Below are 25,894 nucleotides of genomic sequence, written 5' to 3' on the forward strand. Positions count from 1 at the left end.
AAGCCCGCTCCCACATTAGACTTGTGTTTGCCTCCCGTCAGGCAGCCTGCTGGAATTGCTGGCGATACTGGTTCGGCGACAGTTCTGTGTGCTGCCTGAACAATCGCGCAAAGAAACTCGCATCGTCATACCCCACCTCATAACTGATGGTCTTGATGCTCTTGCGGCTGCCCGAGAGTAATCCCTTGGCCGTCTCGATACGCAGCCGTTGCAGGTAATGCAGCGGTTTGTCACCGGTAGCGGTCTGGAAGCGGCGCATGAAGTTGCGGATGCTCATGCCGTGTTCCCGGGCCACGTCTTCGAAGCGGAATTTGTCAGCGAAGTGTTCCTCCAGCCAATGCTGGATCTGCAGGATGATCACATCCTGGTGCAGCTTCTGTCCGCCAAACCCGATGCGACCCGGTGAATAGCTGCGCTGCACCTCGTAGAGGATGTCGCGGGCCACGGCCTGGGCGATGTTGGCGCCGCAGAAGCGTTCGATCAGGTAGATATAGAGGTCGCACGCCGAAGTGGTGCCGCCGGCGCAATACAGGTTGTCAGCGTCGGTAAGGTGTTTGTCCTGGTTGAGCTGAACCTTGGGGAAGCGTTCGCTGAAGGCATTGAAGAAACGCCAGTAGGTGGTCGCTTCCTTGCCGTCGAGCAGGCCGGCTTCGGCCAGCCAGAACACCCCGGTGGCTTCGCCGCACAGCACGGCACCGCGTGCATGTTGCTCACGCAACCATGGCAGCACTTGTGGGTAGCGGGTGCACAGGGCGTCGAAGTCATCCCAGAAGGCCGGTAGCACGATGATGTCGGCGTCTTCCAGGCCGCCGTCCACCGGCATGATCACATCACTGAAGCTGCGTACCGATTGCCCATCGGGGCTGACCAGGCGCGATTCGAAGGCGGGCGTCAGGCCCAGGCCCTGCTGTTTGCCGTAACGCAGGCTGGCGAGGTGGAAGAAATCCTTGGCTTGCATGAGGGTTGAAGCGAATACCCGATCAATGGCCAAAATGCTGACGCGCCGCAACGGCGTGGAGATTTGGTTAGACATAATTTCATTTATTCTTATAGGGGAAAGTGGTCACCAGACGGCTGGATCGTCTTATTTTTTGTCGCATGTGTCCAGTGTCCCGTGCTGCCTTCGCGGCATAGTCTCTGTGGGCTCGTCCTTGTCCGACAATCCACGCAGGTGACCCATGATTCCCAGAACCTTGTTCAGCCCGGAGCACGAACTCTTCCGCGAGAGCGTGCGCACCTTCCTCGAAAAAGACGCCGCGCCGTTCCATGGGCAATGGGAAAAACAGGGCTATATCGACCGTGGCTTGTGGAGCAAGGCGGGGGAGGCGGGGATGCTGTGTTCCCACCTGCCGGAAGAATATGGCGGGCTGGGCGCGGACTTTTTGTACAGCGCGGTGGTGATCGAAGAGATCAGCCGGCTGGGGCTGACCGGCATCGGTTTTTCCCTGCATTCGGATATTGTTGCGCCATATATCCTGCATTACGGCAGTGAGACGCTGAAGCACAAATACCTGCCCAAGTTGATCTCTGGGGAGATGGTCACGGCCATTGCCATGACCGAGCCGGGCGCCGGTTCCGACCTGCAAGGGGTCAAGACCACCGCCGTGCTGGACGGTGATGAGTACGTGATCAACGGCTCCAAGACTTTTATCACCAACGGTTATCTGGCCGAGTTGGTGATTGTCGTCGCCAAGACCGATCCCAAGGCAGGTGCGAAGGGCACCAGCCTGTTTCTGGTGGAGGCCGACACGCCTGGCTTTGACAAGGGCAAGCGCCTGGAGAAGGTCGGTATGAAGGCCCAGGACACGTCGGAGCTGTTCTTCCAGGATGTGCGGGTGCCCAAGGAAAACCTGCTGGGCCAGGCGGGCATGGGCTTCGCCTATCTGATGCAGGAGTTGCCGCAGGAGCGACTGACGGTAGCCATTGGCGCGCTGTCATCCGCCGAGGCGGCGCTGGAGTGGACCCTGGAATACACCCGCGAGCGCAAGGCGTTCGGCAAAGCGATTGCCGACTTCCAGAACACCCGATTCAAGTTGGCGGAGATGGCTACCGAGATTCAGATCGGTCGGGTATTTGTCGACAAGTGCATGGCGTTGCACCTGGAAGGCAAACTGGATGTGCCCACGGCGGCGATGGCCAAGTACTGGGCCACGGACCTGCAATGCAAGGTGCTCGATGAGTGCGTGCAGTTGCACGGCGGTTACGGCTTCATGTGGGAATACCCGATTGCACGGGCGTGGGCGGATGCGCGGGTGCAGCGGATTTATGCGGGGACCAATGAGATCATGAAGGAGATTATTGCGCGGGCGCTGTGATGGTGTGCTGCTGAGGGCCTCATCGGGGGCCTGCCCCGATGAGGCCTACAGGTCAATCAAGGCGCTGGATTCGGATGATCCTTCTGAATCGCCTCGATCCCTTCCAGCACTTCCTTCGATAACGTCAGATCGGCACTGGCAATGTTGCTGTCCAACTGCTCCAGGCTTGTCGCCCCGATAATATTGCTGGTCACAAACGGCTGCTGCGTCACAAACGCCAATGCCATCTGCGCCGGGTCCAAGCCGTGCTCGCGCGCCAATGCCACATAACGGCTGCACGCCGCTTCAGACTGCGGGTTGAAGTAGCGGCTGAAACGGCTGTACTCCGTCAGGCGTGCCTTGGCCGGGCGTGCGCCGTTCTCGTACTTGCCGCTGAGCATGCCAAACGCCAGTGGCGAATACGCCAGCAAGCCGCACTGTTCACGAATCGCAACTTCCGCCAGGCCCACCTCAAAGCTGCGGTTGAGCAGGTTGTAGGGGTTCTGGATCGACACCGCGCGGGTCCAGCCGCGGGCTTCGGCCAGGGCCAGGAATTTCATGGTGCCCCACGGGGTTTCGTTGGACAGGCCGATGTGGCGGATCTTGCCGGCTTTCACTTGCTCGTCCAGCGCTTCGAGGGTTTCTTCCAGTGGGGTGAGGTCGTCTTCGTCCTTGTGCTTGTAGCTCAGTTGGCCGAAGAAGTTGGTGCTGCGCTCCGGCCAGTGCAGTTGGTAGAGGTCGATCCAGTCGGTCTGAAGGCGTTTGAGGCTGGCATCCAGGGCCTCGACGATGTGCTTGCGGTTGTGGCGCAGGTGGCCATCGCGAATGTAGTCGATGGTGTTGCCGGGGCCGGCGATCTTGCTGGCCAGGATCCAGTCGGCACGGTCGCCACGGCTTTTGAAGTAATTACCGATGTAGCGTTCGGTGGTGGCATAGGTGTCGGCCTTGGGCGGCACCGGGTACATTTCGGCCGTGTCGAGGAAGTTGATCCCCGCGCCCTTGGCCCGCTCGATCTGCGCGAAGGCCTCTGCCTCGCTGTTCTGCTCGCCCCAGGTCATGGTGCCCAAGGCTATCGCGCTCACGTTCAGATCCGTACGGCCCAGCTGTCGATAATCCATCGGGTACTCCTTCAGGGAAAACAATCATAAAAGCAGGTTGAATTTTTTTTCGCAATCTGCATAATTGCCCACCTCTTTCTGCAGTGGAAGTGATGCGCCGCCTGCCGAAGAATCTTGCCGTTGAACGGACGCGCCGACCCGAGCCCCCGATAGCGTCTGTATCCGGCTGCCTTTGACTTGTCAAAGTACGCACTATTCAGTAAGATCCGCCGTCTAATTTACAGGGCGGCCCCTGAGGCTATTAAAGAATGACAACTTTTACTGCAAAACCGGAAACAGTTCAGCGCGACTGGTTTGTCGTCGACGCCGCTGGTCAGACCCTGGGTCGTCTGGCCACTGAAGTCGCCAGCCGTCTGCGTGGCAAGCACAAGCCTGAGTACACCCCTCACGTTGACACTGGTGATTACATTGTCATCATCAACGCTGAGCAGGTTCGTGTAACCGGCAACAAAGCAAGCGACAAAATGTACTACCGTCACTCCGGTTTCCCAGGCGGTATCAAGTCTTCCAACTTCGAAGGCCTGATTGCCAAGAAGCCTGAAGCCCCGATCGAAATCGCGGTCAAAGGCATGCTGCCTAAGGGCCCACTGGGTCGCGATATGTTTCGCAAGCTGAAAGTCTATGCGGGCGCTGTACACCCTCATGCTGCTCAGCAGCCCCAAGAACTGAAGTTTTAACGGAATAGTTCATTATGTCGGCGACTCAAAATTACGGCACTGGCCGTCGCAAAACCGCAACCGCTCGCGTTTTCCTGCGTCCGGGTACTGGTAACATCTCGATCAACAACCGCTCCCTGGACAACTTCTTCGGCCGCGAAACTGCCCGCATGGTAGTTCGTCAGCCGCTGGAACTGACCGAGACCGTTGAAAAGTTCGACATCTACGTCACCGTTATCGGTGGCGGTGTAAGTGGTCAAGCTGGCGCAATCCGCCACGGTATCACTCGCGCTCTGATGCAGTACGACGAAACCCTGCGTGGCGCTCTGCGCAAAGCTGGCTTCGTGACTCGCGATGCTCGTGAAGTTGAACGTAAGAAAGTCGGTCTGCGTAAAGCGCGTAAGCGTCCGCAGTACTCGAAGCGTTAATTCGCTTTACGTTCCACAAAAACGCCCAGCCTCCTCACGGAGCTGGGCGTTTTTTATTGCCTGCGATTTATGCATAAAAATCGCCGTGACAACTTGCCACATCCGTAGACCCCCTATACTACAAGGCCTGGAGGCTGAGCTCCCGGCAATTCCCTTGTCAGACGTGGGGCTTTTCATTACCATTCGGCAAAATTTTTATAAGTAAAGATTCAACACTTAGTAGACGCCTGATTTAACAGGCCAAAAAGCTGATGGGAGAGGACTGAATGAGCAATGACGGCGTGAATGCAGGCCGGCGTCGCTTCTTGGTAGCAGCCACATCCGTGGTGGGTGCTGCAGGAGCGGTGGGGGCTGCGGTCCCGTTCGTGGGGTCATGGTTTCCCAGTGCCAAGGCGAAAGCCGCAGGTGCACCGGTGAAGGTGAATATCAGCAAGATCGAGCCAGGGCAGCAGATGATTGCTGAATGGCGCGGCCAGCCGGTCTTCATTGTTCGTCGTACCGAGGAAATCCTGGGGAATCTCAAAAAGATCGAAGGCCAGTTGTCTGACCCCAAATCCGAGAAGTCCGACCAACCCGCCTACGCCAAGAACGAAGTGCGTTCGATCAAGCCAGAGATCCTGCTGCTGGTCGGTCTGTGTACCCACTTGGGTTGCTCGCCTACCTTCCGCCCGGAAGTGGCTCCAGTCGATCTGGGCAAGGATTGGGTCGGCGGCTATTTCTGCCCATGCCACGGCTCCCACTACGACCTTGCTGGCCGCGTCTATAAGTCCCAGCCTGCTCCGTTGAACCTGCCGGTTCCTCCGCACACCTACGAAACTGACGACCTCATTGTCATTGGCCTCGATAAGGAGAACGCGTGATGAGCAAGTTCATGGATTGGGTGGATGCGCGCTTCCCCGCCACTAAAATGTGGGAAGACCATCTCAGCAAATATTACGCGCCAAAAAACTTCAACTTCTTCTACTTCTTTGGCTCCCTGGCATTGCTGGTGCTGGTCAACCAGATCGTCACCGGTGTGTGGCTGACCATGAGCTACACCCCGTCGGCGGAAGAGGCATTCGCCTCCGTCGAGTACATCATGCGTGACGTCGAGTACGGCTCGATCCTGCGCCTGCTGCACTCTACCGGCGCGTCAGCGTTCTTTATCGTCGTCTACCTGCACATGTTCCGTGGCCTGCTCTACGGCTCGTACCAGAAGCCCCGCGAGCTGGTGTGGGTGTTCGGCATGCTGATCTACCTGGCGCTGATGGCCGAAGCCTTCATGGGCTACCTGCTGCCTTGGGGCCAGATGTCGTACTGGGGCGCCCAGGTGATCATCTCGCTGTTCGGCGCGATCCCGGTGATCGGCAATGACCTGACCCAGTGGATCCGGGGTGACTACCTGATCTCGGGCATCACCCTGAACCGCTTCTTCGCCCTGCACGTGGTGGCCTTGCCGATCGTGATCCTGGGCCTGGTGGTGCTGCACATCCTGGCGCTGCACGAAGTGGGTTCCAACAACCCGGATGGCGTGGACATCAAGAAGCACAAGGACGAAAACGGCATCCCGCTGGATGGCATTCCGTTCCACCCTTACTACACCGTGAAAGACATTGTCGGCGTGGTGGTGTTCCTGTTCGTGTTCTGCTCGATCGTGTTCTTTTTCCCGGAGATGGGCGGTTATTTCCTGGAGAAACCCAACTTCGAACAGGCCAACGCCTTCAAGACCCCTGAGCACATTGCCCCGGTCTGGTACTTCACGCCGTTCTACGCAATCTTGCGGGCGATCCCCGACAAGCTCATGGGTGTGATCGCCATGGGCGCGGCCATTGCAGTGCTGTTCGTGTTGCCTTGGCTCGACCGAAGCCCGGTCAAGTCCATGCGCTACAAGGGCTGGTTGAGCAAGATCTGGCTGTGGGTGTTCTGCATCTCCTTCGTGATCCTGGGCGTACTGGGCGTATTGGCGCCGACTCCTGAGCGTACGTTGCTGTCGCAGGTCTGCACCTTCCTGTACTTCGCCTACTTCATTCTGATGCCGTTCTACACCCGGCTCGAGAAGACCAAACCGGTTCCGGAAAGGGTGACTGGCTGATGAAAAAGTTATTCGTTGCATTGATGCTTGCGGCCTTGCCGCTACTGTCCTTCGCTGCCGAGCACGGCGGACCGGAACTGGAAAAAGTCGATATCGACGTGTCGGACAAGGCTGCCATGCAGGACGGCGCGCGCACCTTCGCCAACTACTGCATGGGCTGCCACAGCGCCAAGTTCCAGCGTTACGAGCGGGTGGCCGATGACCTCGGTATCCCCCATGAAATGATGCTGGAAAAACTGGTGTTCACCGGCGCCAAGATCGGCGACCACATGACCATCGGCATGAAGCCTGCGGACGCCAAGACCTGGTTCGGCGCCGCACCGCCAGACTTGACCCTGGTCGCCCGTGTACGCGGCACCGACTGGCTCTATGGCTACTTGAAATCCTTCTACGAAGACCCGGCACGTCCTTATGGCGTGAACAACCGTGTGTTCCCGAACGTCGGCATGCCTAACGTTCTGGTCGGCCTGCAAGGCAAGCAAGTGGTAGGATGCAAGCAGATCCAGGTCGTTGAAGACGGCAAGAAGCAATACGATCCGTTGACCGGCACGCCGTTGACTCATGAAGCGTGCGATCAACTGAAGATAGAAACCCCAGGTTCGTTGACAGACGAGCAGTTCGACGAGAAGGTCAAGAACCTCGTGACCTTCCTGGCCTACTCGGCCAACCCGGTCAAACTGGAGCATCAGCGCATTGGTACCTATGTGCTGCTGTACCTGGCGTTCTTCTTCGTATTCGCCTACCTGCTCAAACGCGAATACTGGAAGGATGTGCATTGATCCAACCGTAAGCAATTGCTGTTAATCTTGCGCGCCCAGCGGCATCTCTGAATACGTAGCGACCTGGTTTAACCGGTTGTTACAGAGATGCTCTCTGGGCGCGCTCGTTTTTGAGCTTTCGATAATTTCAACAAGCGAGGAGGACCGCCATGGGCGTGACCAACCGGTTGGCCTGTTACTCCGACCCCGCCGACCACTATTCCCACCGAGTGCGCATCGTGCTCGCAGAGAAGGGTGTCAGCGCCGAGATCATCAGTGTGGAGGCGGGTCGTCACCCACCGAAACTGATCGAAGTGAACCCTTACGGCAGCTTGCCCACCCTGGTCGATCGTGACCTGGCGTTGTGGGAGTCGACCGTGGTGATGGAATACCTGGATGAGCGTTACCCGCATCCGCCTTTGCTGCCGGTGTACCCGGTGGCGCGTGCCAACAGCCGCCTGCTGATTCATCGGATCCAGCGTGACTGGTGCGGGCTGGTGGATGTGATTCTGGATTCGCGTACAAAAGAAGCCGTTCGGGTACAGGCGCGTAAGGAATTGCGCGAGAGCCTGACCGGCGTTTCGCCGTTGTTCGCCGATAAGCCTTTTTTCCTCAGTGAGGAACAAAGCTTGGTGGATTGCTGCCTATTACCGATACTCTGGCGTTTGCCGATTCTCGGTATTGAACTGCCGCGGCCTGCCAAGCCGCTGCTTGATTACATGGAGCGCCAGTTTGCGCGTGAGGCTTTCCAGGCGAGTCTGTCTGGTGTCGAACGCGATATGCGCTAAGGCTTAAGGAGCCGCTGATGAACTCCAGTCGACCCTACTTGGTCCGCGCGCTCTATGAGTGGATTGTGGACAACGATTGCACCCCGCACATGCTGGTCAATTCCGAATTTCCTGCGGTTCAGGTGCCGGATGGTTTTGCCAGTGATGGGCAGATTGTGTTGAACGTATCGCCGAGTGCCGTGCGCCACCTGCACATGGACAACGAAGCCGTGAGCTTCGAAGGGCGTTTTGGCGGCGTGCCGCATACGCTGTTCGTGCCGATTGGCGCCATCCTCGGCATCTATGCCCGGGAGAACGGCCAAGGCATGGTGTTCGATCTGGAGTCGCCTTTCGAGGATGACGAAACGATCGAAAACGAAGAGGGCGATGACCTGCCGCCACCGGATTCCGAGCCACCGCGCCCCAGCGGCCGGCCGAGCCTGAAAGTGGTGAAATAACGCGCGTCCCTCTTGGGATGAGCTGAGAGAATGCCTCGACCTGTGTCGGGGCATTTTTTTGCGCGAAGGATAAGGATGAAAGTCGCGCCTGGACGGTGATCGTACAACCACCATGGGCTATGATGCGTGCTCAAGCTCACCGAGAAAGATGATCCATCATGGAAAACGCCAACACCGCCCCTCGTCTTCCCCGCAAGCGCCGCAGCCTTGCCCAGGAATTGGTCACGGTGTTGTCCGAGCAGATCCGCGACGGCCAGCTCAAGCGGGGCGACAAATTGCCCACCGAGTCGGCGATCATGGAGGCCCATGGGGTCAGCCGCACGGTGGTGCGTGAAGCCATCTCACGCTTGCAGGCGGCGGGGCAGGTCGAAACCCGGCATGGTATCGGCACCTTTGTGCTGGATACGCCAAGCCCGAGCGGTTTCCGTATTGACCCGGCCACCGTGGTGACCCTGCGTGATGTGCTGGCGATCCTGGAGCTGCGGATCAGCCTGGAAGTCGAGTCTGCAGGATTAGCCGCTTTGCGCCGCAGCGACGAACAACTGGCCGCCATGCGCGCGGCGCTCGATGCCCTGAATGAAAGCGCGGCACACGCCGGCGATGCGGTGGCCTCCGACTTTGCATTCCACCTGGAAATTGCCCTGTCCACCGGCAACCGCTACTTCACCGACATCATGACGCACCTGGGCACCAGCATCATTCCGCGGACCCGTTTGAATTCGGCGCGCCTGGCCCATGATGACCAGCAGCACTACATGGGGCGCTTGAGTCGTGAGCATGAAGAGATTTATGAGGCGATTGCGCGTCAGGATTCGGACGCGGCGCGGGCGGCGATGCGGTTGCATTTGACCAATAGCCGGGAGCGGCTGCGCCATGCCCATGAAGAAGCGGAGGCGCAGCGGGGGTAGGGCGGAGGGACGTTTAGGGTCAATCAAACTGAACGCCGATCACGTTGCCGTCTTCGTCATAATGGAAGGTCTTGTCGAGTACTTTGATGGGCTGCTCCCCTGGAAATTGAAGCGTGTCACCGATATTGGGTAATTCCTCAATCGTAACGCTCGAATCACCGTGTTTTTTACCTTTGTATGTAACCTTGATTTCGTTAGCCATGTTAAGCCTCATTGAGCAAGAAGATAGTCAGGGGCCCGCACTTCATGTGCGGGCCCAATCACGTTAGGAGGGTTGGAAATGCGGCGATACTGTCAGAGTTCACAGTTCTGATGAGCGGTATCAGACGCGCCGATGGCGGAACTTGGCTCAAGGCAGCGGCGTATTAGGCTTGTAGTCCTTCAGCAACAAATACGTACTCCACCCCCACCAATCATTCGTCCAGTGCTTGTCGTTCAGGTCATTCACCTCCTTGCGGCGCAGCACCTTGTCCCCCTCCATCTTGAACAGCGGCGAGAAGTTGTTAGCCGGGTTCTGCGCCGCATTCAGGTCCGGCACATACAACGGCGCCTTGAAGTTGGCCGGGGAGGGCGCGACACCGCTGATGAAAGTCTCGAAAATTTCATCCGCCGAAGCCTGCACGGCACGTTTGACCTGCGCCCGATTGTCCGCATCGATGGCGTCGAAGTAGCGTTTGTCTCCATACGCGTGCCATTGATCGCCCATGGCATTGCGCACCTTGAGCCCGAACTTACTGTCTTCGTCGTGCATGAAGCGGCTGATCAGCGAGCCAAGCTCACCCGGTGTCACCACGGCGGCGAGTTGTTTGCGCGGCACGCGCAGATGGCCGGCCGAGAATAGATCGGTCAAAAAGTGATCAGCAAAACTGTTCATGGCATACGCCAGTTCCAGCGCCTGGTCAGTGCCGGTCTGGTGCGCCACGACGGCTTGTTGCAGTGCCGCCGTGTGCCCCGCCAAGTAGGCTGACAGTGCCCATTCACCGAAATGGTCGGCATTGTCCGCCGCCAGTTTCAGATAACGTCCCAATGGAATCAGCGCTGAGACTGCGCTGCCGCCGCCCGTGATGCGGTTCCATTCCTCGGACAACGTATCACCCAAGGCGTCGTAGGCTTCATGGGCTTGTTTACCGTCTTTGATCGCTTGCTTGACCGCATTGATCTCCTTTTGCATCACCGCGAGTATCTTGTGTGCTTCCTCCCGCGAGGCGGGCAGTACTGCCAGGCTGTTAAAGGCGGCGGTGAAGCGTTGCACGCGGTCGGCAGGGGAGGCGCCATCGCTGATTGGTTGGCCGGGGATGCCATAGAAGTCGCCGCCCAGGGCAATCACTTGGCCATAGGTCAGCGCCAGCCCGTTGGGCAGGTGCAGCTCGACTTGATGGGCGGGAATCGCCGGAGCGTCCTTGGCGAAGCGCAACAGGGTTTCATCGTCGATGGCCGTGTGTTCACCGCCTTCGAAGCGCAGAGTCGGTGGGTTTTTTTCGGGTGCCGCGAGTTCAAGACCTGACATGTTAGCTCCTTGCTATGCCGTAGGAATCTTCCGTAATAACTGTATGTATATACAGTTAAATCGAGCATAGAGGAAAAAAATCCTACGTCAAGCAGGCGTACATCCACAGCGCCCACAATGAAGTCTGATGAATTGCAGTTGACGAATCTTTTTATAGTTATACGATGACGTACGACATCACCAAAACCAACAACAACCTTTCGATAGAAAGTCTTCGCCCAGGGTGTTCGAATAATGAATCCACAAGAACTGAAGTCCATCCTTTCCCACGGTCTGCTGTCTTTCCCGGTGACCGATTTCAACGCCCAGGGTGACTTCCACCAGGCGGGCTACATCAAGCGCCTGGAATGGCTGGCCCCGTACGGCGCCACCGCCTTGTTCGCGGCCGGCGGCACCGGTGAGTTTTTCTCCCTCGCCGCCAGCGAATATTCCCAAGTGGTGAAAACCGCCGTGGATACCTGCGCCACCAGCGTGCCGATCCTGGCCGGTGTCGGCGGTTCGACCCGCCAAGCCATTGAATACGCCCAGGAAGCCGAGCGCCTCGGCGCCAAAGGCCTGCTGCTGCTGCCGCACTACCTCACCGAAGCCAGTCAGGACGGCGTTGCCGCCCACGTTGAAGCCGTGTGCAAATCGGTCAAGATCGGTGTGGTGGTCTACAACCGCAACGTCTGCCGCCTGACCGCGCCGCTGCTGGAACGCCTGGCCGAGCGCTGCCCGAACCTGATCGGCTACAAGGATGGCCTGGGTGATATCGAGTTGATGGTGTCGATCCGTCGCCGCCTCGGTGATCGTTTCAGCTACCTCGGCGGCCTGCCGACGGCAGAGGTTTACGCCGCTGCCTACAAGGCCCTGGGGGTTCCGGTGTACTCCTCGGCGGTGTTCAACTTCATCCCGAAAACCGCGATGGACTTCTACCACGCGATTGCCAAGGACGATCACGCCACCGTTTCCAAAATCATCGACGACTTCTTCCTGCCGTACCTGGACATCCGCAACCGCAAGGCCGGGTATGCCGTGAGCATCGTCAAGGCCGGTGCAAAAATCGCCGGCTACGACGCAGGCCCGGTGCGCACGCCGCTGACCGACCTGTTGCCGGAAGAATATGAAGCCCTGGCCGCGCTGATCGACAAGCAAGGCGCGCAATAACTTATCAACAAGGCCGCTGAGAAATCAGCGGCCTTTTGCGTCAGGAGAAGATTCGTGTCCCAAGCTCAACGTTTTGACAGCTACATCAATGGCCAGTGGGTGGCCGGTGCCGACTATTGCGTCAACCTCAACCCGTCGGAGTTGTCCGATGTCATTGGCGAATACGCCAAAGCGGATGTTGCCCAAGTCAACGCTGCCATCGACGCCGCCCGCGCGGCATTCCCGGCCTGGTCCACTTCCGGGATCCAGGCTCGCCATGATTCTTTGGATAAAGTCGGTAGCGAAATCCTCGCCCGCCGCGAAGAACTCGGCACTCTACTGGCCCGTGAAGAGGGCAAGACCCTGCCTGAAGCCATCGGTGAAGTGACCCGCGCCGGTAACATCTTCAAGTTCTTTGCGGGTGAATGCCTGCGCCTGTCTGGCGACTACGTGCCGTCGGTTCGACCGGGCGTGAACGTAGAAGTCACCCGTGAAGCTTTGGGTGTGGTCGGCCTGATCACGCCGTGGAACTTCCCGATCGCCATCCCCGCCTGGAAAATCGCCCCGGCCCTGGCCTACGGCAACTGCGTGGTGATTAAACCGGCGGAATTGGTACCGGGGTGCGCCTGGGCCCTGGCCGACATCATCTCCCGCGCCGGTTTCCCGGCCGGTGTGTTCAACCTAGTGATGGGCAGCGGTCGTGTGGTCGGCGATGTGCTGGTCAACAGCCCGAAAGTCGACGGCATCAGCTTCACCGGTTCTGTGGGTGTCGGTCGTCAGATCGCCGTCAGCTGCGTGTCGCGCCAGGCCAAAGTGCAGTTGGAAATGGGCGGCAAGAATCCACAGATCATCCTCGACGACGCCGATCTCAAGCAGGCCGTCGAGCTGTCCGTACAGAGCGCTTTCTACTCCACCGGTCAGCGTTGCACGGCGTCCAGTCGCCTGATCGTCACCGCCGGTATCCACGACCAGTTCGTCGCGGCCATGGCTGAGCGCATGAAGTCGATCAAGGTCGGCCACGCCCTCAAAAGCGGCACCGACATCGGCCCGGTGGTTTCCCAGGCCCAGTTGGACCAGGACCTCAAGTACATCGACATCGGCCAAAGCGAAGGTGCGCGGCTGGTCAGCGGTGGTGGCCTGGTGACCTGCGATACCGAAGGTTACTACCTGGCGCCGACGCTGTTTGCCGATAGCGAAGCGGCCATGCGCATCAGCCGTGAAGAAATCTTCGGGCCGGTGGCCAACGTGGTGCGCGTGGCGGATTACGAAGCGGCGCTGGCCATGGCCAACGACACCGAGTTCGGTTTGTCGGCGGGCATTGCCACCACCTCGCTCAAGTACGCCAACCACTTCAAGCGCCACTCCCAGGCCGGGATGGTGATGGTCAACCTGCCGACCGCCGGTGTGGATTACCACGTTCCGTTCGGTGGCCGTAAGGGCTCATCCTATGGTTCGCGTGAGCAAGGTCGCTATGCGCAAGAGTTCTACACCGTGGTGAAGACCAGCTACATCGGTTCGTAACAGCAACACCAGGTGGGGGCCAGATGTCTGCTGGCTCCCCCGACAAAAAAACAGAAAACCATTACCCGCAAAAAAAATAATTAGTGGGAGTACTTCTACATGCAAGCGACCAAGCCGACCCACGTCCGCTATTTGATCCTGCTCATGCTGTTCCTGGTGACCACGATCAACTACGCCGACCGGGCCACCATCGCCATCGCGGGCTCCAGCCTGCAAAAAGACCTCGGCATCGACGCGGTCACCCTCGGTTACATCTTCTCTGCATTCGGTTGGGCCTATGTGGCCGGGCAAATTCCCGGTGGCTGGCTGCTGGACCGGTTCGGTTCGAAAAAAGTCTATGCCCTGAGCATCTTCACCTGGTCACTGTTCACCGTGCTGCAAGGCTACGTCGGTGAGTTCGGTGTCTCTACCGCGGTGGTTGCGCTGTTTATGCTGCGCTTCCTGGTAGGCCTGGCCGAAGCGCCTTCCTTCCCTGGCAACGCACGTATTGTGGCGGCCTGGTTCCCCACGGCCGAGCGCGGTACAGCGTCGGCGATCTTCAACTCGGCGCAGTACTTCGCTACGGTGTTGTTCGCTCCGCTGATGGGCTGGATCGTCTACAGCTTTGGCTGGCAGCACGTGTTTATCGTGATGGGGGTGATCGGCATCGTCTTCTCGGGGATCTGGTTGAAAGTGATCTACAGCCCGCGCCAGCACCCGATGATCAACGAAGCTGAGTTCAACCACATCGCCGCCAACGGCGCGATGGTCGATATGGATCAGGACAAGGGCAAGGGTAAGAAAACCGACGGTCCGAAGTGGGATTACATCCGTCAGTTGCTGACCAACCGCATGATGCTTGGCGTGTACCTGGGCCAGTACTGCATCAACGGCATCACCTACTTCTTCCTGACCTGGTTCCCGGTGTACTTGGTACAGGACCGTGGCATGACCATCCTCAAGGCCGGGTTCATCGCGTCGTTGCCGGCGATCTGCGGCTTTATCGGCGGCGTGCTAGGCGGGGTGATTTCGGATTATCTGCTGCGCAAAGGTCATTCCCTGACCTTCGCTCGCAAGGCGCCGATCATTGCCGGCCTGCTGGTTTCCAGCAGCATCATCGCCTGCAACTATGTGGATGTGGAATGGATGGTAGTGGGCTTCATGGCCTTGGCCTTCTTCGGTAAAGGCGTTGGCGCACTGGGTTGGGCGGTAGTGTCCGACACCTCGCCGAAACAAATCGCTGGCCTCAGTGGCGGCCTGTTCAACACCTTCGGTAACCTGGCGTCGATCACCACGCCGATCGTCATCGGCTACATCATCGCGACCACCGGTTCGTTCAAATGGGCCTTGGTGTTCGTCGGCGCCAATGCGCTGGTGGCGGTGTTCAGCTACCTGGTCATCGTTGGGCCGATCAAACGTGTAGTCCTCAAAGAGCCGCCGACTAAAGGGCCTGAGTTGACCAACCTAACCGAAGCGCATTCCTGAGGGGCCGTGTGATGCAGTTGATTGAACATGCCGACTCGCCGCGCTCGATTCGTTTGCACGAACGCGACAACGTGGTGATCGTGGTCAATGACCAGGGCGTACCGGCCGGGACCGAATTCCCGGACGGCCTGGTGACCGTGGATTTCATCCCCCAGAGCCACAAGGTGACCCTGGAAGATATCCCCGAGGGCGGCCAGATTATTCGCTACGGCCAGACCATCGGTTACGCCCTGGCACCCATCCCGCGCGGCAGTTGGGTGCAGGAAGATCAACTGCGCATGCCCACTGCGCCGCCGTTGGACAGCTTGCCGCTGTCCACCGAGGTGCCTGAGGCCCAGGCGCCGTTGGAAGGGTTTACCTTCGAGGGTTACCGCAACGCGGATGGCACGGTGGGCACGCGCAATATCCTCGGCATCACTACCACAGTGCAATGCGTGACTGGGGTGCTGGACCATGCGGTCAAGCGCATCAAGGACGAATTGCTGCCCAAGTATCCGCACGTCGACGACGTGGTGGCGCTGACCCACAGCTACGGCTGCGGCGTGGCGATCACCGCCACCGATGCCTACATTCCGATCCGCACGGTGCGCAACCTGGCGCGCAATCCGAACCTGGGCGGCGAAGCCCTGGTGATCAGTCTGGGTTGCGAGAAATTGCAGGCCGGGCAGGTGATGCACGACAACGACAGCTCGGTTGACCTGAGTGAGCCCTGGCTCTACCGGCTGCAGGATTCCAGCCACGGCTTTACCGAGATGATCGAGCAGATCATGGAACTGGCCGAGACGCGCTTGAAGAAACTCGACCAGCGCCGCCGGGAAACCGTGCCGGCGTCCGAGCTGATCCTGGGCATGCAGTGTGGCGGCAGTGATGCGTTTTCCGGCATCACCGCTAACCCGGCGCTGGGCTATGCCTCGGATTTGCTGTTGCGGGCCGGCGCGACGGTGATGTTTTCCGAAGTCACTGAAGTCCGCGATGCCATCTACCTGCTGACGTCTCGCGCGCAAAGCAAGGAAGTTGCCCAGGAGCTGGTTCGGGAAATGGACTGGTACGACCGTTACCTGGCCAAGGGCGAAGCGGATCGCAGCGCCAACACCACGCCCGGCAACAAGAAGGGCGGGTTATCGAACATTGTCGAGAAGTCCCTGGGCTCCATCGTCAAATCCGGCAGCAGCGCGATCAATGGCGTGCTCGGCCCAGGCGAGCGTTTCAAGGGCAAGGGCCTGATTTTTTGCGCCACGCCGGCCAGCGACTTTGTGTGCGGCACCTTGCAACTGGCGGCGGGGATGAACCTGCATGTGTTCACCACCGGGCGTGGTACGCCGTATGGGCTGGCGATGGCGCCGGTGGTGAAGGTGTCGACGCGTACGGAGCTGGCGCAGCGCTGGCCGGACCTGATCGATATCGACGCTGGGCGCATTGCGACTGGGCGGGCGAGCATCGAGGAGCTGGGTTGGGAGTTGTTTCACTTCTACCTGGATGTAGCCAGTGGCAGGAAGCAGACGTGGGCGGAGCATCACAAGCTGTATAACGACATCACCCTGTTCAATCCGGCACCGATCACTTGAAGTGGACACGGACTCTGTGGGAGCTGGCTTGCCTGCGATAACGGCGTATCAGTAATAGATGGATTGACTGACACACCGCTATCGCAGGCAAGCCAGCTCCCACATTAGATTAGTGTTGTCCATGCGAGCCTGCTCTTACTGGCTTATCATTAGCCACCTAACGACGCTCACCAAGGTTCTCCCCGGCATGCTGGCAATTTTCCTCACGACCCTGACCATCACCGCGCCGGTGTTTGCCATGCTGTTTCTGGGGGTGCTGCTCAAGCGCATCAACTGGATCAACGACAATTTCATCCACACGGCCTCGTCCCTGGTGTTCAACGTCACCATGCCGGCGCTGCTGTTCCTCGGTATCTTGCATGCCGACCTGCACTCGGCGCTCAAGCCGGGGCTGCTGATCTACTTTGCGGTTGCGACCTTGCTCAGCTTCGCCCTGGCCTGGGGTTGGGCGATCTTTCGTTGCCCGCGTGAAGACCGGGGCATCTACACCCAAGGCGCGTTCCGCGGCAATAACGGCGTGATTGGCTTGGCGCTGGCGGCCAGCATGTACGGTGACTATGGGATTTCCCTTGGTGCGATTCTCGCGGCGCTGGTGATCCTGTTCTACAACACGCTGTCGACCATCGTGTTGGCGGTGTACAGCCCGGTGATCAAGTCCGATCCGTGGAGCATCTGCAAAAGTGTGGTGGCCAACCCGTTGATCATCAGCGTGATCGTGGCGGCACCGTTCGCTTATTTTCAGATTGGCCTGCCGGGCTGGTTGGAAAAATCCATGCAGTATCTGGCCGATACCACCTTGCCGTTGGCCTTGATCTGCATTGGCGGAACCTTGTCCCTGGCTGCGTTGCGCAAGAGCGGCAATAGGGCGCTGAGCGCGAGTTTGATGAAGATGGTCTGGCTGCCGGTGGCGGCGACCTTGGGCGCGTGGTTGCTGGGCTTTCGGGGGCCGGAGCTGGGGATTCTGTTCCTGTACTTTGGTGCGCCGACCGCAGCCGCCAGTTTTGTCATGGCCAGGGCGGCCGAGGGTAATCATGAGCTGGCGGCGGCGATTATCGTGATCACCACCTTGATGGCGGCGGTGACCACGAATATCGGAATCTTCGTGTTGCAGGCCGGCGGCTGGATCTAGCCTTCTTTCTGGTAGGTGTCGATCACTTCCTGCGCTGCACGGAACGCATCAATCGCCGCCGGCACACCGGCATACACCGCGCAATGCAGCAACGCCTCGCGAATCTCTTCCACGGTACAGCCATTGTTCAACGCGCCGCGCACGTGACCTTTGAGTTCCTGCGGGCACTTGAGCGCGGTCAGGGCGGCGAGGGTGATCAGGCTGCGGGTTTTCAGCGGTAACCCTTCGCGGTTCCATACACTGCCCCAGGCGTGCTCGTTGACGAAATCCTGCAGCGGCTGGGTGAACTCGGTGGCATTGCCCAGGGCGCGGTCGACGAACACATCGCCCATGACCTGGCGACGCATCTCAACCCCGGGCTTTTTCTGATCGGTCATTGCGATTCCCTCTTGTGTTGGCGGCGCCAGGCTCGCAGCGTGCTGAACAACAGGAAAGCCACCAGCACTGGCAGGACGTAATACAGCATCAGGTGTTCAAGCTTGGTGGCCAGGGGCATGCCCGTAGTAAAGGCCATCACGTGCAACCCATACGCCAGGTACAGGCCCAGCAGCACCAGGCCTTCGGCGCGGGTCACGCGGTAGCCGGTGTAGAACACCGGCAGGCACAGCACCACCACGCCGAGCATCACCGGCAGGTCGAAATCCAGGGCATTGGGCGATACCGACAGCGGCGAGGGCGCGAGCAGGGCAGTCAGGCCCAATACGCCCAGCAGGTTAAACAGGTTGCTGCCAATCACGTTGCCCACGGCGATGTCCCGCTCGCCGCGCAGGGCGGCGATCAACGAGGTCGCCAGGCATGGCAGCGAGGTGCCGACGCCGATCAAGGTCAGGCCGATCACACGTTCCGACAGGCCCAGGTCGCTCGCCACGTCCACGGCTGCGCCCAACAGCAAATGGCCGGCCAGCACCAGGATCAGCAGCCCGCCGAGCATCAGCAACACGCTGCTCAGCCAGGGCGCGCGGGCTACGGTGTCCAGTGTGCGTGGGCGGCGGGAATGGCGCGTTTGGTAATGCAGTACGCCAAGGTACGCGACCAGGGCAACCAGCAACAGCAAGCCATCAAGCGGCGTGAGTTCTTCGTTGGCGGCGAGGGTGAACACCAGCAGCCCGGCCAGGATCATCACCGGAATATCCAGGCGCACCAGTTGGCGTGAGACCCGCAGCGGAATGATCAGCGCCGACAGGCCCAGGGTCACGAGGATGTTGAAGATGCTGCTGCCGATCACACTGCCCACGGCGATATCGGTGTTGCCGGCCAGGGTGGCTTGCAGGCTGACGGTCATCTGCGGCGCGCTGCTGCCGAAGGCGACGATTGTCAGGCCGATGATCAGCGGTCGCACCTTGAGGCTCGCGGCCAGGCGCACGGCGGCGCGCACCAGGATTTCGGCGCCGATGATCAGCAGCACCAGACCGCTGACCAATTCCAGCAGGCTCCAGGGCGAGAGGGCGGTTAATCCGAAAATGGCCTGGACTCCGTTTAATTGCTTAGCGCTTGTACGCGCACTCGCGCCGTACCGCTGCTGATCATACCCAGCTGCTCGGCCGCCTTGCGTGAAAGATCGATCAGGCGCCCACGGGTATGCGGGCCGCGATCATTGATGCGGACAACCACGTATTTGTCGTTGTCGAGATTGGTGACCTTGACCTGGGTGCCGAACGGCAATTGCCGGTGGGCGGCGGTCAGGGCGTTCTGGTTGAAGGGTTCACCGCTGGCGGTCTTTTTGCCATGGTGCCGGGCGCCGTAATAGGAGGCGGTGCCGGTTTCGTCGTAGCCGTTGGGGTTGATGACGCCGCTGGCGCAGCCGGCCAACAGGGAGAACAAGGCCAGGAGGCCGAGTAGACGCTTCATGCAAGGTGTCCCCGAAAAAAGTGCGCCCCCGAAGGGGCGCGTGTCGCTGGTCAGCCTTCGAGCTTGCTTTTCAGCAATTCGTTCACCTGCTGCGGGTTGGCCTTGCCTTTGGACGCTTTCATCGCCTGGCCTACAAAGAAGCCGAACATCTTGCCGCGCTTGGCCTCGTCTGCCGCACGGTATTGCTCGACCTGCTCGGCGTTGGCCGCGAGCATTTCATCCAATACGGCCGAGATCGCGCCGCTGTCGGTGACTTGCTTGAGGCCACGCTGCTCGATGATCTCGTCCGCGCTGCCTTCGCCTGCGGCCATGGCTTCGAACACGGTCTTGGCGATCTTGCCGGAGATGGTGTTGTCCTTGATGCGCAGCAGCATGCCGCCCAGTTGCTCGGCGGTGACCGGGGCTTCGTCGATCTCCAGGCCTTGCTTGTTCAACAGGCTGCCCAGCTCAACCATCACCCAGTTGGCCGCCAGCTTGGCGTCGCCGGCAATGCTCACGACTTTTTCGAAGTAGTTGGCTTGTTCACGGCTAGAGGCCAAGACACTGGCATCGTAGACCGACAGGCCGAACTGCGCCTGGAAGCGCTCGCGTTTCTGCTGCGGCAGTTCCGGCAGGGTGGCGCGCACGTCATTGAGGAACGAGTCCTCGATGACCACCGGCAACAGGTCCGGGTCGGGGAAGTAACGGTAGTCGTTGGCTTCCTCTTTGCTGCGCATGGCGCGGGTTTCGTCTTTGTTCGGGTCGTACAGGCGAGTTTGCTGGATGACTTTGCCGCCGTCTTCGATCAGCTCGATCTGGCGACGCACTTCACTGTTGATCGCCTTCTCGATGAAGCGGAACGAGTTGACGTTCTTGATCTCGCAGCGAGTGCCGTACTCGGCTTGGCCCTTTGGACGGATCGACACGTTGCAGTCGCAACGCAGCGAGCCTTCGGCCATGTTGCCGTCGCAAATGCCCAGGTAACGCACCAGCGCGTGGATGGTCTTGACGTAGGCCACGGCTTCCTTGGCGCTGCGCATGTCCGGCTCGGAGACGATTTCCAGCAGCGGTGTACCGGCGCGGTTCAAGTCGATACCGGTGGCGCCTGGGAATTCTTCGTGCAGGCTCTTGCCGGCGTCTTCTTCAAGGTGCGCACGGGTCACGCCGACGCGCTTGATGGTGCCGTCTTCCAGGGGGATGTCCAGGTGGCCCTTGCCGACGATCGGCAGTTCCATCTGGCTGATCTGGTAGCCCTTGGGCAGGTCCGGGTAGAAGTAGTTCTTGCGCGCGAACACGTTGTGCTGGCCGATCTCGGCGTCAATCGCCAGGCCGAACATCACCGCCATGCGTACCGCTTCCTGGTTCAGCACTGGCAAAACGCCGGGCATGCCCAGGTCGACCAGGCTGGCCTGGGTGTTCGGCTCGGAGCCAAACGTGGTGGCGCTACCGGAGAAAATCTTCGATTGGGTGGCGAGCTGGGTATGAATCTCCAGCCCGATCACAACTTCCCATTGCATAGTGTTCTCCTCAGAAGCCGGTAGGGGTGCGAGTGTGCCAGTCGGTGTTCAACTGGTACTGGTGCGCCACATTGAGCAGGCGGCCTTCCTGGAAATACGGGGCGAGCAATTGCACGCCGACCGGCAGGCCATCGACGAAACCGGCTGGCATGGACAAGCCCGGCAGGCCCGCGAGGTTGGCGGTGATGGTGTACAGGTCTTCGAGGTACGCAGCCACCGGGTCGCCGTTCTTGGCGCCGAGCTTCCAGGCCGGGTTCGGCGTGGTTGGGCCGAGGATCACGTCGACCTGTTCAAAGGCGGCCATGAAGTCGTTCTTCACCAGGCGACGGATTTTCTGCGCCTTGAGGTAGTACGCGTCGTAGTAGCCGGCCGACAGGGCGTAGGCACCGACCATGATCCGGCGTTGGACTTCGGCCCCGAAGCCTTCGCCACGGGAGCGCTTATAAAGGTCGGTGAGGTCTTTCGGGTTTTCGCAGCGGTAGCCGAAACGCACGCCGTCGAAACGCGACAGGTTCGAGGAGGCTTCTGCCGGTGCGATCACGTAGTACGCAGGAATCGCGTGCTGGTTGTTCGGCAGGCTGATTTCCTTGATCACGGCACCCAGGCTTTCCAGGGTCTTGACGCTGTTATGCACCAGGTCAGCAATACGCGGGTCGAGACCGGCACTGAAGTATTCCTTCGGCACGCCGATGCGCAGGCCCTTGAGCGAGGTGTTCAGGCTGGCACTGTAGTCCGGCACTGGCTCATCGATGCTGGTGGAGTCCTGTTTATCGAAGCCTGCCATGCCTTGTAACAAAATTGCGCAGTCTTCGGCGGTGCGTGCCAGAGGGCCGCCCTGATCGAGGCTGGAGGCGTAGGCGATCATGCCCCAACGGGAAACGCGACCGTAGGTCGGCTTCAGGCCGGTGAGGTTGGTGAAGGCTGCTGGCTGGCGGATCGAACCACCCGTGTCGGTGGCCGTAGCCGCCGGCAGGAAGCGTGCGGCAACTGCGGCGGCCGAACCACCCGACGAACCGCCGGGCACGTGCTCCAGGTTCCACGGGTTTTTCACCGCGCCGTAGTAGCTCGACTCGTTGGCCGAACCCATGGCGAATTCGTCCATGTTGGTCTTGCCCAGGGTCACGGCCCCGGCGGCAGCCAGCTTGGACACCACAGTGGCGTCGTAGGGCGCTTTAAAGTTGTCGAGCATCTTCGAGCCGCAGCTGGTGCGAATGCCCTGGGTGCAGAACAGGTCTTTGTGGGCGATTGGAGCGCCCAGCAGCGCGCCATTTTCACCGTTGGCGCGACGTGCGTCGGCGGCCTTGGCCTGGCCCAGGGCCAGTTCTTCGGTGAGGCTGATGAAGCTGTTGACCTTTGGATCGTGCTCGGCGATGCGCGCCAGCAGGGTCTTGGTCAGCTCTTCGGAAGAAAACTTTTTGTCGGCGAGACCGCGGGCGATCTCGGCCAGAGTCATGTGATGCATTGCAGGCTCTTTCCCTTTAGTCGATGACTTTCGGAACCAGGTACAGGCCGTTTTCGACCGCTGGCGCGATGGACTGGTAGGCCTCGCGATTATTACTCTCGGTCACGACGTCTGCGCGCAGGCGCTGGCTGGCTTCCAGCGGGTGAGCCAGGGGCTCGATACCGTCGGTATTCACGGCCTGCATTTGGTCGACCAGCCCGAGAATGCTATTCAGGGCTGCGGTGGTCTGTGGAAGATCGGCATCATTGAGGCCAAGCGAGGCCAGGTGCGCGATTTTTTCCACGTCGGAGCGTTCAAGCGTCATGGGAATCTCCAGTGGAAAACAGAACGGAGGCTGTCCGTGTGTTAGATTGTCGGAACACTACCGCATTTCTACGGTCTTACGGCCGCGATTGTGGGGTTAGGTGCACAGAAAGTCGGCCAATTTAGCACATTGGCGCCTTGCCCAAAATCCCTGTCGTTGTTAGAGTTTGCCGCACTTTTTTACCCACGCGTTGCCTAGGGTCCCTTTCCCATGTTCAAGAAACTGCGTGGCATGTTTTCCAGCGATCTTTCCATTGACCTGGGCACTGCCAACACCCTTATTTACGTGCGCGAGCGCGGTATCGTCCTGAATGAGCCATCGGTTGTGGCTATTCGGACGCACGGTAACCAGAAAAGTGTCGTTGCCGTCGGCACCGAGGCCAAGCGCATGCTCGGCCGTACACCGGGCAATATTGCCGCCATCCGTCCGATGAAAGACGGCGTGATCGCCGACTTCAGCGTCTGCGAGAAGATGCTGCAGTACTTCATCAACAAGGTTCACGAAAACAGTTTCCTGCAGCCCAGCCCTCGTGTGCTGATCTGCGTTCCGTGCAAGTCCACCCAGGTTGAGCGTCGTGCCATCCGTGAATCGGCCCTTGGTGCCGGTGCCCGTGAAGTGTTCCTGATCGAAGAGCCAATGGCGGCTGCGATCGGTGCCGGTCTGCCGGTTGAAGAAGCACGCGGTTCGATGGTGGTGGATATCGGTGGTGGTACCACTGAAATCGCCCTGATCTCCCTGAACGGCGTGGTGTATGCCGAATCCGTCCGCGTCGGCGGCGACCGCTTCGACGAAGCGATCATCACCTATGTGCGTCGTAACTACGGCAGCCTGATCGGTGAATCCACCGCTGAGCGCATCAAGCAGGAAATCGGCACCGCCTACCCAGGCGGCGAAGTGCGCGAAGTTGACGTGCGCGGTCGCAACCTGGCCGAAGGCGTTCCACGTGCCTTCACCCTGAACTCCAATGAAGTGCTGGAAGCTCTGCAAGAGTCCCTGGCCACCATCGTTCAGGCGGTGAAAAGCGCCCTGGAGCAATCGCCGCCGGAACTGGCTTCCGACATCGCCGAGCGTGGCCTGGTGCTCACCGGTGGTGGCGCCTTGCTGCGCGACCTCGACAAGCTGCTGGCCCAAGAGACTGGCCTGCCGGTGATCGTCGCCGAAGACCCGCTGACTTGCGTTGCCCGTGGCGGTGGTCGTGCACTGGAAATGATGGATAAACACACCATGGACCTGCTTTCCAGCGAATAAGCATTTGCTGATTAGCCCATGTTTCGCCCGCAGGCAGCACTTTGCAGTGCTGCCTGTTGGCGTTTATCTTCTTCAATCTGCATCCAGGCCGGTTAGATGCCGTATGAATAAAGAGAACATTTGCCTGGGAGGAGCGGCTTATTAAACCGCTTTTCGCCAAAGGCCCCTCATTGGGCGTGCGCCTGTTGGTGCTGGTCGTGCTTTCGGTCGCGCTGATGGTGGTCGATGCCCGCTTTGCACTGCTCAAGCCCGTGCGCAGCCAGATGTCGCTGGTGTTGATGCAGACTTACTGGATCACCGACCTGCCGCAACGTCTGTACCAGGGCGTGGCCAGCCAATTTGGCAGCCGCACCGAACTGGTCGCCGAAAACGAAAAACTCAAGACCGAAAACCTGCTGTTGCAGGGGCGCATGCAAAAGCTCGCGGCCCTCACCGAGCAGAACGTTCGGCTGCGCGAGTTGCTCAATTCTTCCGCGCTGGTCAATGAAAAGGTCGAAGTGGCCGAGTTGATCGGCATGGACCCCAACCCCTTCACCCATCGCATCATCATCAACAAGGGTGAGCGCGACGGTGTGGTCCTGGGCCAGCCGGTGCTCGACGCCCGTGGCCTGATGGGCCAGGTGGTTGAGCTGATGCCCTACACCTCGCGGGTATTGTTGCTGACGGACACCACCCACAGCATTCCGGTGCAGGTGAACCGCAACGGCCTGCGCGCAATTGCCAGCGGCACCGGTAACCCGGAGCGCCTGGAATTGCGCCACGTGGCGGACACCGCTGACATCAAGGAAGGCGACCTGCTGGTCAGCTCCGGCCTGGGTCAGCGTTTTCCTGCGGGTTACCCGGTGGCGACGGTGAAGGAAGTGATCCACGATTCCGGCCAGCCGTTTGCCATTGTGCGTGCCGTGCCGACGGCTGCGTTGAACCGCAGCCGCTACCTGCTGCTGGTGTTCAGCGACAACCGTACGCCAGAAGAGCGCGCCAACGACGCCGCGCAGGCCCAGGAAGCGGAAGACAAGCAAAACGGTACAGCGCCGATCGTTCCGGCGACTGTGCCCAAGCCGGCATTCGTCGGGCCGCCTGCACCGACGGCGGCTCCGGCAGCACCCGTCGCCACCCCGGTCAAGCCGGCCACTCACAACACGCGCCCCGCAAAGCCCGCCGTGACTAAACCACCGGCCGCGACCCCGGCTGCCAAGCCACCGGCAACTGCTCCGGCAACCACGCGGCAGAGGGAGGAATAATGGCCAGTACTCATTCGCGCAACGGCTGGATCGTCTGGCTCACCTTTGCTATCGGTATGCTGCTGAGCGTTTCGCCCTTGCCGCAGTTCATGGAAATTCTACGCCCGCTTTGGCTGGCGCTGTTGCTGGCGTTCTGGTCGCTGAACCTGCCACATAAGGTCGGCATGGTCACAGCGATGTTCCTGGGGTTGGCGGAGGATGTGCTCTATGGCACCTTGCTGGGCCAGAACGCGTTGATCCTGACCCTGATCACCTTCCTGGTGCTGTCGTTGCAACAACGCCTGCGCATGTTCCCGATGTGGCAGCAATGCCTGGTGATCCTGGTGATCTTCGGCCTGGCGCAGTTGGTTCAGCTATGGCTGAGTGCACTTACCGGTAACCGCCAGCCAACCTTGGCGCTGGTATTGCCGGCGTTGGTCAGTGCCTTGCTGTGGCCATGGATCAGCTTCGGTCTGCGTGGGTTGCGTCGTCGCTATAAAATCAATTGAATGGATTGCGAGGCTCTGCCTGGTTATCGAACCCTACA

27 protein-coding genes are annotated in these 25,894 nt (G+C 59.8%); 17 read left to right on the top strand and 10 right to left on the bottom strand.

The features are described 5' to 3' along the window. Positions 1 to 37: 37 nt before the first annotated feature. Positions 38 to 958, bottom strand: coding sequence for a GlxA family transcriptional regulator (locus tag ACP7EW_RS09335; protein WP_174890977.1), 921 nt, complete (start codon positions 956 to 958; stop codon positions 38 to 40). Positions 959 to 1,178: 220 nt separating this feature from the next. Between ACP7EW_RS09335 and ACP7EW_RS09340 the strand changes: the two genes are divergently transcribed. Next, positions 1,179 to 2,315, top strand: coding sequence for an acyl-CoA dehydrogenase family protein (locus ACP7EW_RS09340; protein WP_426216638.1), 1,137 nt, complete (start codon positions 1,179 to 1,181; stop codon positions 2,313 to 2,315). 56 nt (positions 2,316 to 2,371) lie between these two features. Here ACP7EW_RS09340 and ACP7EW_RS09345 read toward each other — a convergent pair whose 3' ends face one another. After that, entirely contained in the window at positions 2,372 to 3,412 is a 1,041-nt protein-coding gene (locus ACP7EW_RS09345) for an NADP(H)-dependent aldo-keto reductase (RefSeq protein WP_426216639.1), read from the bottom strand. Positions 3,413 to 3,660: 248 nt separating this feature from the next. On the opposite strand from ACP7EW_RS09345, the gene rplM reads away from it, so the two are divergent. The 8 genes from rplM to ACP7EW_RS09385 all read left to right on the top strand — a co-directional run bounded on the left by rplM (position 3,661) and on the right by ACP7EW_RS09385 (position 9,458). Then, positions 3,661 to 4,089, top strand: a complete 429-nt coding sequence (rplM, locus tag ACP7EW_RS09350; RefSeq protein WP_003188508.1) for a 50S ribosomal protein L13 — start codon at positions 3,661 to 3,663, stop codon at positions 4,087 to 4,089. Positions 4,090 to 4,103: 14 nt separating this feature from the next. After that, positions 4,104 to 4,496, top strand: a complete 393-nt coding sequence (gene rpsI, locus ACP7EW_RS09355) for a 30S ribosomal protein S9 (protein WP_002555064.1) — start codon at positions 4,104 to 4,106, stop codon at positions 4,494 to 4,496. A gap of 266 nt (positions 4,497 to 4,762) precedes the next feature. Beyond that, the gene (gene petA / locus ACP7EW_RS09360; RefSeq protein WP_016976232.1) at positions 4,763 to 5,356 is read left to right on the top strand and encodes a ubiquinol-cytochrome c reductase iron-sulfur subunit; all 594 of its coding nucleotides are present in this window, start codon (positions 4,763 to 4,765) and stop codon (positions 5,354 to 5,356) included. Then, positions 5,356 to 6,567 carry a cytochrome b gene (locus tag ACP7EW_RS09365; RefSeq protein ID WP_003188526.1) on the top strand — a complete coding sequence of 404 codons (1,212 nt, stop codon included), beginning with the start codon at positions 5,356 to 5,358 and terminating at the stop codon, positions 6,565 to 6,567. The genes petA and ACP7EW_RS09365 overlap by 1 nt, the downstream gene beginning before the upstream one ends. Continuing rightward, a complete protein-coding gene (locus ACP7EW_RS09370; protein WP_010213166.1) occupies positions 6,567 to 7,346 on the top strand; it encodes a cytochrome c1 in 780 nt (259 codons plus the stop codon). The genes ACP7EW_RS09365 and ACP7EW_RS09370 overlap by 1 nt, the downstream gene beginning before the upstream one ends. A gap of 149 nt (positions 7,347 to 7,495) precedes the next feature. Next, complete coding sequence (locus ACP7EW_RS09375) at positions 7,496 to 8,113, top strand: glutathione S-transferase N-terminal domain-containing protein (protein WP_033899297.1); 618 nt, start codon at positions 7,496 to 7,498, stop codon at positions 8,111 to 8,113. A 17-nt stretch (positions 8,114 to 8,130) separates the two neighbouring features. Continuing rightward, a complete protein-coding gene (locus tag ACP7EW_RS09380; RefSeq protein WP_426128152.1) occupies positions 8,131 to 8,550 on the top strand; it encodes a ClpXP protease specificity-enhancing factor in 420 nt (139 codons plus the stop codon). A 158-nt stretch (positions 8,551 to 8,708) separates the two neighbouring features. Further along, the gene (locus ACP7EW_RS09385) at positions 8,709 to 9,458 is read left to right on the top strand and encodes a FadR/GntR family transcriptional regulator (RefSeq protein WP_106578653.1); all 750 of its coding nucleotides are present in this window, start codon (positions 8,709 to 8,711) and stop codon (positions 9,456 to 9,458) included. A gap of 19 nt (positions 9,459 to 9,477) precedes the next feature. Here ACP7EW_RS09385 and ACP7EW_RS09390 read toward each other — a convergent pair whose 3' ends face one another. Both ACP7EW_RS09390 and ACP7EW_RS09395 read right to left on the bottom strand, forming a co-directional pair. After that, on the bottom strand, positions 9,478 to 9,660 hold the full coding sequence (locus tag ACP7EW_RS09390) for a hypothetical protein (protein ID WP_426216642.1): 183 nt from the start codon (positions 9,658 to 9,660) through the stop codon (positions 9,478 to 9,480). 147 nt (positions 9,661 to 9,807) lie between these two features. After that, the gene (locus tag ACP7EW_RS09395; RefSeq protein WP_426216644.1) at positions 9,808 to 10,965 is read right to left on the bottom strand and encodes a phospholipase; all 1,158 of its coding nucleotides are present in this window, start codon (positions 10,963 to 10,965) and stop codon (positions 9,808 to 9,810) included. A gap of 234 nt (positions 10,966 to 11,199) precedes the next feature. On the opposite strand from ACP7EW_RS09395, the gene kdgD reads away from it, so the two are divergent. The 5 genes from kdgD to ACP7EW_RS09420 all read left to right on the top strand — a co-directional run bounded on the left by kdgD (position 11,200) and on the right by ACP7EW_RS09420 (position 17,769). Further along, the gene (kdgD, locus tag ACP7EW_RS09400; protein ID WP_016976228.1) at positions 11,200 to 12,111 is read left to right on the top strand and encodes a 5-dehydro-4-deoxyglucarate dehydratase; all 912 of its coding nucleotides are present in this window, start codon (positions 11,200 to 11,202) and stop codon (positions 12,109 to 12,111) included. A 54-nt stretch (positions 12,112 to 12,165) separates the two neighbouring features. Further along, entirely contained in the window at positions 12,166 to 13,611 is a 1,446-nt protein-coding gene (locus tag ACP7EW_RS09405) for an aldehyde dehydrogenase family protein (RefSeq protein ID WP_426216646.1), read from the top strand. A gap of 99 nt (positions 13,612 to 13,710) precedes the next feature. Continuing rightward, a complete protein-coding gene (locus ACP7EW_RS09410) occupies positions 13,711 to 15,075 on the top strand; it encodes an MFS transporter (RefSeq protein WP_426216648.1) in 1,365 nt (454 codons plus the stop codon). Positions 15,076 to 15,086: 11 nt separating this feature from the next. After that, entirely contained in the window at positions 15,087 to 16,640 is a 1,554-nt protein-coding gene (garD, locus tag ACP7EW_RS09415; RefSeq protein WP_426216650.1) for a galactarate dehydratase, read from the top strand. A gap of 187 nt (positions 16,641 to 16,827) precedes the next feature. After that, on the top strand, positions 16,828 to 17,769 hold the full coding sequence (locus ACP7EW_RS09420) for an AEC family transporter (protein WP_033899317.1): 942 nt from the start codon (positions 16,828 to 16,830) through the stop codon (positions 17,767 to 17,769). Here ACP7EW_RS09420 and ACP7EW_RS09425 read toward each other — a convergent pair. The 6 genes from ACP7EW_RS09425 to gatC are packed head-to-tail and all read right to left on the bottom strand — an operon-like array spanning position 17,766 to position 22,879. Continuing rightward, a complete protein-coding gene (locus ACP7EW_RS09425) occupies positions 17,766 to 18,146 on the bottom strand; it encodes a carboxymuconolactone decarboxylase family protein (RefSeq protein ID WP_017530104.1) in 381 nt (126 codons plus the stop codon). The genes ACP7EW_RS09420 and ACP7EW_RS09425 overlap by 4 nt on opposite strands. Next, positions 18,143 to 19,189 carry a calcium/sodium antiporter gene (locus ACP7EW_RS09430; protein ID WP_426216652.1) on the bottom strand — a complete coding sequence of 349 codons (1,047 nt, stop codon included), beginning with the start codon at positions 19,187 to 19,189 and terminating at the stop codon, positions 18,143 to 18,145. The genes ACP7EW_RS09425 and ACP7EW_RS09430 overlap by 4 nt, the downstream gene beginning before the upstream one ends. 56 nt (positions 19,190 to 19,245) lie before the next feature. Then, positions 19,246 to 19,617, bottom strand: a complete 372-nt coding sequence (locus ACP7EW_RS09435; protein WP_426216654.1) for a septal ring lytic transglycosylase RlpA family protein — start codon at positions 19,615 to 19,617, stop codon at positions 19,246 to 19,248. Positions 19,618 to 19,667: 50 nt separating this feature from the next. After that, the gene (gene gatB, locus ACP7EW_RS09440) at positions 19,668 to 21,113 is read right to left on the bottom strand and encodes an Asp-tRNA(Asn)/Glu-tRNA(Gln) amidotransferase subunit GatB (RefSeq protein ID WP_033899327.1); all 1,446 of its coding nucleotides are present in this window, start codon (positions 21,111 to 21,113) and stop codon (positions 19,668 to 19,670) included. Between the two features lie 10 nt (positions 21,114 to 21,123). After that, positions 21,124 to 22,575 carry an Asp-tRNA(Asn)/Glu-tRNA(Gln) amidotransferase subunit GatA gene (gene gatA, locus ACP7EW_RS09445; RefSeq protein WP_426216657.1) on the bottom strand — a complete coding sequence of 484 codons (1,452 nt, stop codon included), beginning with the start codon at positions 22,573 to 22,575 and terminating at the stop codon, positions 21,124 to 21,126. A gap of 16 nt (positions 22,576 to 22,591) precedes the next feature. After that, positions 22,592 to 22,879, bottom strand: coding sequence for an Asp-tRNA(Asn)/Glu-tRNA(Gln) amidotransferase subunit GatC (gatC, locus tag ACP7EW_RS09450; RefSeq protein WP_010213142.1), 288 nt, complete (start codon positions 22,877 to 22,879; stop codon positions 22,592 to 22,594). Between the two features lie 210 nt (positions 22,880 to 23,089). Here gatC and mreB point away from each other — a divergent pair, with 210 nt between their 5' ends. The 3 genes from mreB to mreD all read left to right on the top strand — a co-directional run bounded on the left by mreB (position 23,090) and on the right by mreD (position 25,856). Continuing rightward, positions 23,090 to 24,127, top strand: coding sequence for a rod shape-determining protein MreB (gene mreB / locus ACP7EW_RS09455; protein WP_002555108.1), 1,038 nt, complete (start codon positions 23,090 to 23,092; stop codon positions 24,125 to 24,127). Between the two features lie 140 nt (positions 24,128 to 24,267). After that, on the top strand, positions 24,268 to 25,368 hold the full coding sequence (gene mreC, locus ACP7EW_RS09460) for a rod shape-determining protein MreC (protein WP_426218042.1): 1,101 nt from the start codon (positions 24,268 to 24,270) through the stop codon (positions 25,366 to 25,368). Then, the gene (gene mreD, locus ACP7EW_RS09465; RefSeq protein ID WP_016976217.1) at positions 25,368 to 25,856 is read left to right on the top strand and encodes a rod shape-determining protein MreD; all 489 of its coding nucleotides are present in this window, start codon (positions 25,368 to 25,370) and stop codon (positions 25,854 to 25,856) included. Before mreC ends, mreD begins: the two co-directional genes overlap by 1 nt. The last annotated feature ends 38 nt before the right edge of the window (positions 25,857 to 25,894 follow it).

Origin of the sequence: Pseudomonas sp. DWRC2-2 (genome assembly GCF_049897885.1) — a bacterium.
GTDB classification, from domain to species: Bacteria; Pseudomonadota; Gammaproteobacteria; order Pseudomonadales; family Pseudomonadaceae; genus Aquipseudomonas; species Aquipseudomonas azotoformans_A.